A 13,012-nucleotide genomic window follows, 5' to 3' on the forward strand; every position below is an offset into this window, starting at 1 on the left:
TCCTCAACAGGCTCTAGTCGAGCCTGAAGGTGAACTATTAAGTGCGAAGGCGTGAAAGCCGACTGACCCGCACTATTGCACCCGCCCGCCAAACTCGTTAAGAGACGCCCCCATTGGGATCAGGCTTTTCCGGCTAATGGACCGGAAGGGCGATTTTGCATGCCGGGCCTACACCATTTCGACCGCCCGGCGCTGGTACTGGTAGAGGCACATGGCACGTATCGTGATGAAATTCGGCGGGACATCCGTCGCGGATCTGGACCGTATCAAGAATGTCGCCCGCCATGTAAAACGCGAGGTCGATGCGGGCCACGAGGTCGCAGTCGTCGTTTCCGCAATGTCCGGCAAGACCAACGAACTGGTCGGCTGGGTGCAGAACACGCCCAAGGTCGCCGGTGCCGACCACTCGATCTATGATGCTCGCGAATATGATGCTGTCGTCGCTTCCGGCGAGCAGGTGACCTCCGGACTGCTAGCGATCGCGCTGCAGGCGATGGGCATCAATGCCCGCTCCTGGCAGGGCTGGCAGATCCCGATCCGCACCGACAACGCCCATGGCGCGGCGCGCATTCTCGAAATCGACGGCAGCGAGATGGTCCGCCGCATGCAAGAGGGCCAGGTAGCCGTCATTGCCGGCTTCCAGGGTCTGGGGCCCGACAATCGGGTTTCGACGCTCGGTCGCGGCGGTTCCGATACATCGGCGGTGGCGATCGCCGCGGCCGTGAAGGCTGATCGCTGCGATATCTATACCGATGTCGATGGCGTCTACACGACCGACCCGCGCATCGAGCCGAAGGCGCGGCGTCTGAAGAAGATCGCCTTCGAAGAAATGCTGGAAATGGCCTCGCTCGGCGCCAAGGTGCTGCAAGTGCGCTCTGTCGAGCTGGCCATGGTCTTTAAGGTTCGCACCTTCGTGCGCTCCTCTTTCGAAGATCCCGATGCTCCGGGCATGGGCGATCTGCTCAACCCGCCCGGAACGCTGATTTGTGACGAGGAAGAAATCGTGGAACAGGAAGTAGTCACCGGCATTGCCTATGCCAAGGATGAAGCCCAGATCTCGCTGCGCCGTCTTGCCGACCGGCCGGGCGTCTCCGCTGCGATCTTCGGGCCGTTGGCCGAAAGCCACATCAACGTCGACATGATCGTTCAGAACATCTCCGAGGACGGTTCCAAGACCGATATGACCTTCACGGTTCCTTCGGGCGATGTCGAAAAGGCGCTGCGCGTTCTCGGCGAAAACAAGGACAAGATCGGCTACGACGTTATCCAAAACGAATCAGGTCTCGTCAAAGTCTCGGTCATCGGCATTGGCATGCGTTCGCACGCTGGCGTTGCTGCGACCGCTTTCCGGGCACTTGCCGAAAAAGGCATCAACATCAAGGCTATTACGACGTCGGAAATCAAGATTTCCATCCTAATCGACGGTCCTTATGCAGAACTGGCAGTCAGGACTTTGCATTCCTGCTACGGTCTGGATAAGAGTTGATTCAGGACTGCTGACGACGGACCGCAACGGAGGCGAGTTTCGGCCGGCCCTGACGTGGGCAAGTCTGGCAATATCTTGATTCAGGAGCTAGAGACGCAATGAGAGACCTATCCGGCGGTCCACGCGTTCTGCTCAAGCGGCTGCGCGAACTCATGGCGGAGCCGCTGGAGCCGCAAGAGCGTCTTGACCGGATCGTCCGCCAGATCGCCAGCAACATGGTCGCGGAAGTCTGCTCGGTCTACGTGTTGCGCGCCGATGGTGTGCTCGAGCTCTACGCCACCGAAGGTCTGAAAAAAGAAGCCGTCCACCTGTCGCAACTGAAGATGGGCCAAGGTCTCGTCGGCACGATCGCCGCTTCCGCTCAACCGCTCAATCTTTCCGACGCGCAGTCGCATCCCGCCTTCCGCTACCTGCCGGAAACCGGTGAAGAGGTCTACCACTCCTTCCTCGGTGTGCCGATCCTGCGCACGGGCCGCTCGCTCGGCGTTCTCGTCGTCCAGAACAAGGCGAGCCGCAACTATCGCGAGGAAGAGCTGGAAGCGCTCGAAACGACGGCGATGGTACTGGCGGAAATGATCGCCACCGGCGAGCTGAAGAAGATTACCAAGCCGGGCCTCGAACTCGATCTCACCCGCTCCGTCACCATCGACGGCGATAGCTATAATGAAGGCATCGGCCTCGGCTATGTCGTGCTGCATGAGCCACGCATCGTCGTCACCAATCTCCTGAACGAGGATACCGAGAAAGAAATCCGCCGTCTCGCGGATGCGCTTGGCTCCCTGCGCATCTCGATTGACGACATGCTGTCGCGCCGTGACGTTTCGATGGAAGGCGAGCATCGCGAGGTGCTGGAAACCTACCGCATGTTTGCCCACGACCAGGGCTGGGTCCGCAAGCTGGAAGAGGCCGTCCGCAACGGCCTGACCGCGGAAGCCGCGGTCGAGAAGGTGCAGAGCGATACCAAGGCGCGGATGATGCGCCTGACCGATCCTTATCTGCGCGAGCGCATGCATGACTTCGAGGATCTGGCGAACCGGCTGCTCAGGCAGTTGATCGGCTATTCCGGCCGCACCGCGGCCGAGGGTTTCCCGAACGATGCGATCATCTTTGCGCGCGCCATGGGTGCCGCCGAGCTGCTTGACTATCCCCGCGCCAATATTCGCGGTCTGGTGCTGGAAGAGGGCGCCGTCACCAGCCATGTCGTCATCGTCGCCCGCGCCATGGGCATCCCGGTCGTCGGCCAGGCGGCGGGGGTGGTGGCGCTTGCCGAAAACGGCGATCCCGTCATCATCGACGGCGATGGCGGCCATGTGCATCTGCGACCGATGGCCGATCACCAGCGCTCCTATGAGGAAAAGGTGCGCTTCCGCGCCCGCCGGCAAGAGCAGTTCCGGGCGCTGCGTTCCGTCGAACCGGTCACCAAGGACGGGCAGCGCATTTCGCTTCTGATGAATGCCGGTCTGCTGGTCGACCTGCCGCAGCTTGCCGAATCCGGCGCGGAAGGCATCGGCCTCTTCCGCACCGAATTGCAGTTCATGATCGCGTCGACCATGCCGAAAGCGGAGGAGCAGGAAGCTTTCTACCGCAATGTCATGAAGCAGGCGGGTGGCCACGTCGTCACTTTCAGGACGCTCGATATCGGCGGCGACAAGGTCGTGCCCTATTTCCGCGCCCATGAGGAAGAGAATCCGGCGCTCGGCTGGCGTGCCATTCGCCTGTCGCTCGATCGGCCGGGCCTGCTGCGCACGCAGTTGCGCGCCATGCTGAAGGCGGCGGCCGACAGCGAATTGAAGATGATGGTGCCGATGGTTACGGAAGTTTCCGAGATCGAAGCGGTGCGCGAGCTCGTGCAGAAGGAAGTGCAGCATCTGTCGCGCTTCGGCCATAGCTTGCCGCGGAAGCTGCAGTTCGGCGCGATGCTGGAGGTGCCGGCGCTGTTGTGGCAGTTGGACGAGCTGATGGCGGCGGTCGACTTCGTCTCGGTGGGCTCCAACGATCTCTTCCAGTTCTCGATGGCGGTCGATCGCGGCAATGCACGCGTCGCGGACCGTTTCGATCCGCTTGGACGCCCGTTCCTGCGCATCTTGCGGGACATCGTGCGTGCCGGCGAGCGCAACAAGACGCCGGTGACGCTTTGCGGCGAACTTGCCGGCAAGACGATTTCGGCCATGGCGCTGCTGGGCGTCGGTTTCCGCTCGGTGTCGATGTCGCCGGCATCCATCGGTCCGGTCAAGGCGATGCTGCTGGGTCTCGACCTCCAGGCATTGACCGAGGTGATGGAAGAGGCGCTGAACGACACGCGTCCGACAACCTCTATGCGCGATATCCTTGCCCGCTTCGCCGAGAGCCACAATATTCCATTGTAGAACAGAACGAATAAGAAGAATCGGAGCGTGGGGTGGCGAATCTTCCCATTGAAAAAATGCGCGAATTGGAGCGCCGTTTCGGCGAGATCGAAGCGCGTATGTCGGCGGGGCCGTCAGCGGACGTCTATGTGAAGCTTGCTTCCGAATATTCCGAATTGCAGCCGGTCGTCACCAAGATCCGCGACTACGAGAAGGCGATCGCCGAGGCTTCGGATCTCGAAACCATGCTTGCTGACAAGTCGGTAGACCGCGAGATGCGGGATCTTGCCGAGATGGAACTGCCGGAGGTCAAGGAGCGGATCGAGACGCTGGAGAAAGACATCCAGATCCTGCTGCTGCCGAAGGATGCCGCCGATGAGAAGAGCGCGATCCTGGAAATTCGCGCCGGCACTGGCGGTTCCGAAGCAGCCCTTTTCGCTGGCGATCTCTTCCGAATGTATGAGCGCTTCGCGGCGAACAACGGCTGGAAGGTCGAAATCCTCTCGGCCAGCGAAGGTGAAGCAGGCGGCTATAAGGAAATCATCGCGACGATTAGCGGCAAGGGCGTATTCTCGCGGCTCAAATTCGAATCCGGCGTGCATCGCGTTCAGCGTGTTCCGGAAACCGAGGCGGGCGGTCGCATCCATACATCGGCGGCGACCGTGGCCGTGCTGCCGGAGGCCGAGGAAATCGACATTGAAATCCGTCCCGAGGATATCCGCATCGATACCATGCGCTCCTCCGGTGCCGGCGGCCAGCACGTCAACACGACGGACTCGGCGGTGCGCATCACCCATCTTCCCTCGGGGATCGTGGTGACGAGTTCGGAAAAATCGCAGCATCAAAACCGCGCCAAGGCGATGCAGGTGCTGCGGTCGCGCCTCTTCGACATGGAGCGCCAGCGCGCCGACAGCGAAAGGTCCGCCGACCGCAAGAGCCAGGTCGGTTCCGGCGACCGCTCCGAGCGCATCCGCACCTATAATTTCCCGCAGGGCCGTGTCACCGACCACCGCATCAACCTGACGCTCTATAAGCTCGACCGGATGATGGAAGGCGAGATCGACGAGGTGGTCGATGCGCTTCTGGCGGATTATCAGGCGAGCCAGCTCGCCCAGCTCGGCGAACAGGCATGACGAGCGGGCAGGGGCCGACCGTCGCTGAGCTTTTCCAGGAGGTGCGCGCCCGTTTTATCGAGGCCGATCTCGATGATCCCGCCACCGAGGCGCGCATCCTCGTCGGCGGCCTTCTGGATCTTTCGTCGACCGAGCTCGTCACCCGCGGTTCCGAGAGGGTGGCACCGGATCGCGTGGAAACGGCGCGTGCGGCGGTGGTGCGGCGGCTCAATCACGAGCCGGTGCATCGTATCCTGGGCGAACGGGAATTCTACGGCCTGCCATTGAAGCTCTCGCCGGCAACGCTCGAGCCGCGGCCCGATACGGAAATCTTGGTCGATACCGTACTTCCGTATGCGCGACGTCTTGTATTAGAGCTCGGGAATATCCATATACTCGACATCGGAACGGGAACCGGGGCCATCTGCCTCGCTTTGCTCCACGAATGTCCGCAGGCGACAGGCATAGGTTCCGATATTTCTGGCGAAGCTTTGGAAACGGCGCGGGCGAATGCAGAGCGCAATGGCTTGGCGGCACGGTTTGATACTGTGCAGGGAAGTTGGTTTGAAGCCATCCACGGTCGATTTCACGTGATTGTCTCAAATCCGCCCTATATTGAGTCTAGGATCATTTCCACCCTCGCTCCAGAAGTAAAGAATTTCGATCCTCCGGCAGCTCTCGACGGTGGCCTAGATGGGCTTGATGCATACAGAGCAATCGCAAAGGATGCGGCGCGGTTTCTACACCGAGATGGTATTGTCGGAGTGGAAATCGGACATGATCAGCGCAAAACGGTGACTTCGGTTTTTGAAGGAGCAGGATTTTTCCTAATCGACGCAGTTCGGGACTACGGTCATAACGACCGAGTTCTCGTGTTTAAACATCAAGATTGACGCGACAATTTGCTGCAGGTCCAAGGGACCTTGTTGTTATCGCAAAGAAAAGGCTTGGATTTCCTGAGGAAGCAATATACGTTGCGCTCACGCGTTGGGCGGCTGGGAATAGGCGAGACGATTCGCCTCTCTTGGACAGCCTCGGGGATCCACTCTCTGATAAGAGTGTCAAAGGTTGAAGATAACCCAATGCGTGATCAGTTAATCTGACGTAGTCGAGCGGCAGACGGGCGCTTAAGGCGCGGTTTGCTTGCGGCACGCAGGCCCTGGCTTGGAAGGTTCCGGCCACGGCGGCAGGTGCCGTGCATAATTTCATCCCAACGAAGAGAATTCAGGTGAAGGATCTATGAGGCCAGGACAGCAGAACAAGCGCGGTCGGGGGCGTGGCAACAACGGCGGCGGCGGCGGAAATAACAATAACAATAATTTCAACCGCAAGGGCTCGAACCCGCTGACCAGGACTTACGACAGCTCCGGTCCAGATGTGAAAATTCGCGGAACCGCGCAGCATATTGCCGAGAAGTATTCAGCTCTCGCCCGCGATGCGCAAAGCTCCGGCGACCGCGTCATGGCGGAAAACTATCTCCAGCACGCTGAACACTATAATCGGATCATTGCCAGCGCCCAGGCGCAGATGCAGGAGCGCTATCAGCGCGATGAGCATCATAACTACAACGATCGTGACAACGCCGATCGCGACATCGATGACATCGATGCGAACGAGATGGACGACCAGCCGCAGATGGCTCAGCCTCAGGCGCGTCAGCAGCCTGCCCCCGCCGTTGCCGCGGCTCCAGCTCCCGAGCCGGAAGTCATCGATGGCACCGGCCCGCAGCCGGTGATCGAAGGCATTCCGGCCGAGGTGGCGATCGAAGAAGAGACGCCTGCCGCTGCCACCGAGCGCCAGCCGCGCCGCCGCAACGCCGGCAACCGCCCGCGCCGCCAGCCGCGCCGCAGCGCCGATGGCGAAGGCAAGGGCGAAGCCGCTCCGAGCGATGCGCCGGCTTTGGCAGACGCTGCCTCGGAATAAGAACCGCTTGAGTGAACAGGTGGCTGCGACATCAGTCCCAGCCCCTAATCAAAATGTGGAATACCAACAGTCGCAAAGTCGGTCGCAGAACCTCGACTTTGCGACTGTTTTTTTGTTTTGCGCTACCGGTCGGCCTTGCCTCGCATCCTCTGTGAGGACGCTATCCGTTAGATTTGTCTTTCCATGAAGATGGTAATGGGCTGCAGGCTCGGTGGAACCGAGCGGAAGTGGCCGCTTCTTTTAAAGCCAAAGGCATCGTACAGGGCTATGGCCTCGCTCATAAACGTCACCGTCTCCAGACGCACAGTCGTGTATCCATCATTGCGGATCGCGGCCAAGCAGGCCGTCATCAGGCTCCTTGCAACGCCTTTGCCGCGTGCCTCCGGGCGAACATACATTTTCTGCAGTTCTGCAATGCCGTCATCTGATTTCGAGTAGCCGGCACACCCTGCAATGCTTTCGCCCATGCGCGCCAGAAAGAAACCCGCATCGCGGTCGTTGAACTTTTTCATCAGGGTTTCGGGTGTGTGCCCATAGATATATTCGATCAGCTCGGAATCTGGCACCCCGAACTTACGAGACTGTTCCGCGTCCCATTTGCTCATGGCATCGATAAGCGCGTGTGCTTCTTCGAAATCGGCCAAGGAATTTATCGTGCGGATTTCCATCAACTTGTCCCCCAGGTGTTAGACGTACCTCTTCTGAAAAATGCTCGGCATGAGAAACTCACTCAGGCTTTTCCAAAAGGCAAGTTGGCAGGGTTAGCAGCGGGGATGACTGCGGGTTTTTCATTTCTGCTGCTCTTTAAACTTTTCAAAGCTCCTCCCATATTCTCCTCAGTTGCTTCGCCGCAAATCCCAATAAGCGGCGGGCGGGGTCTGCCTTTTCAGGGGGCTCAATCTCAGTCATCGGTCTGTGCCATTAAGGGCAGGGCGATTCATGGAGGTCCGATATGAATATTGAAAAATACTCCGAGCGGGTGCGTGGCTTTTTGCAATCCGCGCAGACCAGTGCGCTGGCGCAGGGTCACCAGCAATTCACTCCCGAACATGTGCTGAAGGTGCTTCTGGACGACGACCAGGGCATGGCTGCGTCGTTGATCGAACGTGCCGGAGGCGATGCCAAGGCCGCGCGTCTTGCCAATGACGCCGCACTTGCCAAATTGCCGAAAGTGTCCGGTGGCGATGGCCAGGTTTACCTTTCTCAGCCGCTCGCCAAGGTGTTCACCACGGCCGAAGATGCCGCAAAGAAGGCCGGCGATAGTTTCGTCACCGTCGAACGCCTGTTGCAGGCCTTGGCGATGGAGCCTTCGGCATCGACGTCAGCCGCTTTGAAGAAGGCCGGCGTTACACCCCTCGGGCTCAATCAGGTCATCAATGACATTCGCAAGGGCCGCACCGCTGATTCCGCCAATGCGGAACAGGGCTTCGACTCCTTGAAGAAATATGCCCGCGACCTCACTGGCGAGGCTCGCGAGGGCAAGCTCGATCCGGTGATCGGCCGCGACGACGAAATCCGCCGCACCATCCAGGTCCTCTCTCGCCGCACAAAGAATAATCCGGTTCTGATCGGCGAACCCGGCGTCGGCAAGACGGCGATCGTCGAAGGCCTGGCGTTGCGCATCGTCAACGGCGATGTGCCTGAATCGCTGAAGGACAAGAAGCTGATGGCGCTCGACATGGGCGCGTTGATTGCCGGTGCGAAGTTCCGTGGTGAATTCGAAGAGCGGCTGAAGGCCGTGCTCAACGAGGTGCAGTCGGAAAACGGCGAGATCATCCTCTTCATCGACGAGATGCATACCTTGGTCGGTGCCGGCAAGGCCGATGGTGCCATGGATGCGTCGAACCTCTTGAAGCCCGCGCTTGCCCGCGGCGAGCTGCATTGCGTCGGCGCGACCACGCTCGATGAATACCGCAAGCATGTCGAGAAGGATCCGGCGCTCGCTCGTCGTTTCCAGCCGGTCATGGTCGAGGAGCCGACGGTCGAGGACACGATCTCGATCCTGCGTGGCCTCAAGGAAAAATACGAGCAGCACCACAAGGTCCGCATCGCCGATGCCGCCCTGGTGGCCGCCGCGACCTTGTCGAACCGCTATATCACCGACCGTTTCCTGCCGGACAAGGCCATCGACCTAATGGACGAAGCGGCCGCGCGCCTGCGCATGCAGGTGGATTCGAAGCCGGAGGAATTGGACGAACTCGATCGTCGCATCATCCAGCTCAAGATCGAGCGCGAGGCGCTGAAGAAGGAGACCGATCAGTCCTCGGCCGACCGGCTGAAGCGGCTGGAGACCGACCTTGCGGCGCTTGAAGAGGAGGCCGATGCGCTGACCGCGCGCTGGCAGGCCGAAAAGCAGAAGCTGGGCCTTGCCGCCGATCTGAAGAAAAAACTCGACGAAGCCCGCAACGAACTGGCAATCGCCCAGCGCAAGGGTGAATTCCAGCGCGCCGGCGAGCTTGCCTATGGCGTGATCCCGAACCTGGAGAAGGATCTCCAGGCTGCCGAAGAGCAGGACGGAGGTCGCGATTCCATGGTGCAGGAAGTCGTCACCGCCGACAATATCGCCCATGTCGTCTCCCGTTGGACCGGGATTCCCGTGGACAAGATGCTGGAAGGTGAACGCGACAAGCTGCTTAGGATGGAAGACGAACTGGCGAAGTGGGTCGTCGGGCAGGGCGATGCCGTTCAGGCGGTATCGCGCGCCGTTCGCCGCTCGCGTGCGGGTCTGCAAGATCCGAACAGGCCCATCGGCTCGTTCATCTTCCTCGGCCCGACCGGCGTCGGCAAGACGGAGCTCACCAAGGCGCTTGCCCGCTTCCTCTTCGACGACGAGACGGCGATGGTGCGCATGGATATGTCTGAGTACATGGAGAAGCACTCCGTTGCCCGGCTGATCGGCGCTCCTCCCGGCTATGTGGGCTATGAGGAGGGCGGCGCGCTGACCGAATCCGTCCGCCGCCGGCCCTATCAGGTCGTGCTGTTCGACGAGATCGAGAAGGCGCATCCCGATGTCTTCAACGTCCTGCTCCAGGTTCTGGACGACGGGCGCTTGACGGACGGCCAGGGCCGCACGGTCGATTTCCGCAATACCATGATCATCATGACCTCGAACCTCGGCGCCGAATACCTGACCCAATTGAAGGAAGGGGATGACAGCGACCTGGTGCGCGAGCAGGTGATGGATGTGGTGCGGTCGCATTTCCGGCCGGAGTTCCTGAACCGAGTCGACGAGATCATCCTGTTCCATCGCCTGAAGCGCGAAGAGATGGGGGCGATCGTCAACATCCAACTGGAGCGGCTCTTGAAGCTGTTGTCGGAGCGCAAGATCGCGCTTGAGCTCGACGACGATGCCCGCAATTGGCTCGCTAACAAGGGGTACGATCCGGTTTACGGCGCACGGCCGCTGAAGCGCGTGATCCAGAAATATGTCCAGGACCCGCTCGCCGAACAAATCCTCTCGGGTCAAGTGCCGGATGGATCGGTGGTCAAGGTCACCAGTGGCTCCGACCGATTGCTCTTCCGAGCACGCCAGGCGGTCAGCGAAGCGGCGTAAGCGGCTGCTTCAGAATATAAACTCATGAGATGGCGGCTTTCGGGTCGCCATTTCGTTTTTGAGGCAAGGCTGCGGACGATGCCGTTGGTGAGCTGATTGTTCTGCTGAGACGCAGCGTCACTTGAAATTCCCGGTTGCCATCGCGATGGCCGAAGGGCGGTTAAGGATCAATCCTTGCTTGCGACCTGATTCGATTTCTCGTCACTCAGGAGCGTGTCGATACGCTTGCGCTCGTCCTCGAATTTGGCGAGCGCCTCGCCGTCCAAGGACTTGCCGCCGGGCAGGCGGACGCGCAAGGGATCGACCTTGGTGCCGTTGACGATCAGCTCGTAATGCAGGTGCGGCCCGGTTGCGAGACCGGTCGAACCGATGAAGCCGATGACCTGGCCCTGTACCACCTTCGCGCCCGGTACGATGCCTTTGGCTATTGCGCTTTGGTGGTTGTAGGAGGAGACATAGCCGTTGGCGTGGCGGATCAATGTCTGGTTGCCGAAGCCGCCGGAATCCCAGCCGGCCTTTTCAACGACCCCGTTGCCGGCGGCGATGATCGGGGTGCCGCGCGGTGCGGCCCAATCGGCGCCGGTGTGCATGCGCGCAAACCCGAGGATCGGGTGGCGTCGCATGCCGAAGCCGGATTTGAAGATGCCGGTCGGGACGGGATTGCGCAGCAGGAATTGACGGATGCTCTTGCCGTTTTCGTCGAAATAATCGATCGAGTGATCGGCCGGATCTTCGAAACGATAGAAGCGGGTGACAGTGTCGCCGAATTTGGCGTTGACGTAGAGCAATTCGGAATCAGCGCTTGCCTGGCCGTTTTCGTCGGCAACGGAGAAGAAGGCTTCGAGCGAATCCGTCGGCTTCAACTGTGCCTGGAAATCAACGTTGCTGGCGAGCAGTTTGATGATCTGCGCCACCATCTCCCTGGTCATGCCATAGGAAAGGGCGGCACGATACACGCCGTCATAGACGCTCGGCAGGTCCCGGCCGGCGGCGGCTGCCGGTGCGTCATTGTCGAAGGCGGTGGCGATAGCATCGAGCATCGGCGGCTCGCTGCCGGCGACGAAATCGCCATGATCATTTTCGGCGATGGTCAGGACATGCTTGGTGCCGCGATAGATGCTGGCGCGAATGATCTTCGCGTGCTCGCCTTTCTGCAGAATTCCGATGCGCAGCACGTCGCCGGCGGAAAGATCGGACGAGCCGAACAGCGGCTCGATCTTGGCCGTAATGTTATCGGCATCCGCTTTCAGGTAGCCGGCATTGGCGAGTACCGTCCCGATCGGCGTATCCTCGCGCACCGGGATGATGTCGTCGGCGAATTCCTGGGTCTGCGGCGTGACCGCTTCGGGAGAGGATACCGACATGTTTTCTTCGACGACGCGGGCCGCAAGCCCCGCTGTCAGGTCGACATCGGTATCGTCAGTCGCAAAACGGCGCGGATCAACATAATAGAGCGCGGAAAGCTGGGTATTGTCATCAACCAGCACGGAGCCGTTGGAGCGCACATTCGCCTCGACTTCATCGAGCGACATGGAACCGGCAAGCGGGAAGGGCACATCCCTGGCCGGAAAGGGCACGGTCTTCAGGCTGACCTCAGATTCCACATCGGAACCATAAATCGCGCCGGTGCGGTTGGCGGCCGGCGGAATATTCTCATCGGCGGAAAAGATCGCCAGCGGGTCGAAGGCGGGATAGTTCTCTGGAGCGACGCGGTTGGTGGCGAGCGCGATCTTTACGTGCGCGAAAGGCTGGCGACGCACCACTTCCTTGTCGCCGTCACGCACGACCGTCGAGACTTCCAGGATATTCCGGTCGGAAGGCTTGGACGCGATCGCGGTGGGCACAAGACGGCCGCCGCGCGTCACCTGGTCCTCTGCGCTGTCGTGGTTGCCGCTGTCTGTTGTTGCATAGGCTTCGGCGGGTATGGCGAGTTGCTGGCGCCCGTCGAGAGCCGCAAACAGCGCGACCCCCATCAATATGCTGGAGGTTATGCCGGTAAGGAACGTGCCCGAAAGCCAGCGTATGGAAACTTCACGCCGGTCCGGCGCTCGCCTGCCGTCGGCCAGGATTGGCGGCTCGTTGCCGAGCGATCGGAGCATCATTTTGTCCGTCATCATGCCAATCGAGATCCGGTTCCTTATATGCGAGCCGTATGGCTGGGGCGAAGATGTGCATATTTATGACGGGGGAGTCAAATCGCGCGCATTTCGCTTGTGGAGTGTCTGAATGCTATAAATGCCGCGTTTCCTGCGGGAGCTGGCGATATCTGGTGTCGGCGGATTTGGGATCAAGGGCCGATCATCGTCATATTTTACGATGCTCTGCGTGTGGCGCCGCCGTCGGCGCACGTTTGGATGGCGGCATCGGGAGATTTCGGTGCCTAATCCGGCCGATTTTGAGTGACCTTCACAAATCTCTCATAAGAATCAATCATTTGGATGTTTTTTGATTTTTTTCAAAATCCGCTGTTGACTAAGGGAAAGCGGTGGGATTATAAGCCCACTCACTGAACGAGGGCGGCGGCGCTGCTGGCGACGGAGTTTCTCGCTCATGTGTTTCCTTGATTGGCTGCGATGCTGATTTGTGGTTCTGG

Annotated in this window: 8 protein-coding genes; 6 read left to right on the top strand and 2 right to left on the bottom strand. The window is 60.1% G+C overall.

Annotation, left to right across the window (positions count from 1 at the left end; genetic code table 11):
* Positions 1-211: 211 nt before the first annotated feature.
* From ACXHXG_RS30745 to ACXHXG_RS30765, 5 genes are all read left to right on the top strand, one after another.
* Positions 212-1,486: an aspartate kinase gene (locus ACXHXG_RS30745; protein ID WP_283047621.1), complete on the top strand. Its 1,275-nt coding sequence runs from the start codon at positions 212-214 to the stop codon at positions 1,484-1,486.
* Positions 1,487-1,584: 98 nt separating this feature from the next.
* Positions 1,585-3,852 (top strand): phosphoenolpyruvate--protein phosphotransferase, encoded by a 2,268-nt coding sequence (gene ptsP, locus ACXHXG_RS30750; RefSeq protein ID WP_104824475.1) that lies wholly within the window; start codon positions 1,585-1,587, stop codon positions 3,850-3,852.
* A gap of 32 nt (positions 3,853-3,884) precedes the next feature.
* Positions 3,885-4,964: a peptide chain release factor 1 gene (gene prfA, locus ACXHXG_RS30755; RefSeq protein WP_104824474.1), complete on the top strand. Its 1,080-nt coding sequence runs from the start codon at positions 3,885-3,887 to the stop codon at positions 4,962-4,964.
* Entirely contained in the window at positions 4,961-5,836 is an 876-nt protein-coding gene (prmC, locus tag ACXHXG_RS30760) for a peptide chain release factor N(5)-glutamine methyltransferase (RefSeq protein ID WP_457901737.1), read from the top strand. Before prfA ends, prmC begins: the two co-directional genes overlap by 4 nt.
* Positions 5,837-6,182: 346 nt before the next feature.
* Positions 6,183-6,866, top strand: a complete 684-nt coding sequence (locus ACXHXG_RS30765; RefSeq protein ID WP_104824472.1) for a DUF4167 domain-containing protein — start codon at positions 6,183-6,185, stop codon at positions 6,864-6,866.
* A gap of 167 nt (positions 6,867-7,033) precedes the next feature.
* Here the strand turns inward: ACXHXG_RS30765 and ACXHXG_RS30770 are convergent, their stop codons facing one another.
* Positions 7,034-7,534 carry a GNAT family N-acetyltransferase gene (locus ACXHXG_RS30770; RefSeq protein WP_104824471.1) on the bottom strand — a complete coding sequence of 167 codons (501 nt, stop codon included), beginning with the start codon at positions 7,532-7,534 and terminating at the stop codon, positions 7,034-7,036.
* 284 nt (positions 7,535-7,818) lie between these two features.
* On the opposite strand from ACXHXG_RS30770, the gene clpB reads away from it, so the two are divergent.
* On the top strand, positions 7,819-10,419 hold the full coding sequence (clpB, locus tag ACXHXG_RS30775) for an ATP-dependent chaperone ClpB (RefSeq protein WP_457901738.1): 2,601 nt from the start codon (positions 7,819-7,821) through the stop codon (positions 10,417-10,419).
* 167 nt (positions 10,420-10,586) lie between these two features.
* On the opposite strand, the gene ACXHXG_RS30780 is transcribed toward clpB, so the two are convergent.
* A complete protein-coding gene (locus ACXHXG_RS30780; RefSeq protein ID WP_457901739.1) occupies positions 10,587-12,536 on the bottom strand; it encodes a M23 family metallopeptidase in 1,950 nt (649 codons plus the stop codon).
* Between the last annotated feature and the right edge of the window lie 476 nt (positions 12,537-13,012).

Source organism: Rhizobium sp. LEGMi-198b, assembly GCF_054114205.1.

What these genes read in the sequence shown, in the direction of transcription:
- clpB (WP_457901738.1), top strand. Translation starts at nt 7,819, where the DNA reads ATGAATATTGAAAAATACTCCGAGCGGGTGCGTGGCTTTTTGCAATCC.
- prmC (WP_457901737.1), top strand. Translation starts at nt 4,961, where the DNA reads ATGACGAGCGGGCAGGGGCCGACCGTCGCTGAGCTTTTCCAGGAGGTG.
- ptsP (WP_104824475.1), top strand. Translation starts at nt 1,585, where the DNA reads ATGAGAGACCTATCCGGCGGTCCACGCGTTCTGCTCAAGCGGCTGCGC.
- ACXHXG_RS30780 (WP_457901739.1), bottom strand. Translation starts at nt 12,536, where the DNA reads ATGATGACGGACAAAATGATGCTCCGATCGCTCGGCAACGAGCCGCCA.
- ACXHXG_RS30745 (WP_283047621.1), top strand. Translation starts at nt 212, where the DNA reads ATGGCACGTATCGTGATGAAATTCGGCGGGACATCCGTCGCGGATCTG.
- ACXHXG_RS30770 (WP_104824471.1), bottom strand. Translation starts at nt 7,534, where the DNA reads ATGGAAATCCGCACGATAAATTCCTTGGCCGATTTCGAAGAAGCACAC.
- ACXHXG_RS30765 (WP_104824472.1), top strand. Translation starts at nt 6,183, where the DNA reads ATGAGGCCAGGACAGCAGAACAAGCGCGGTCGGGGGCGTGGCAACAAC.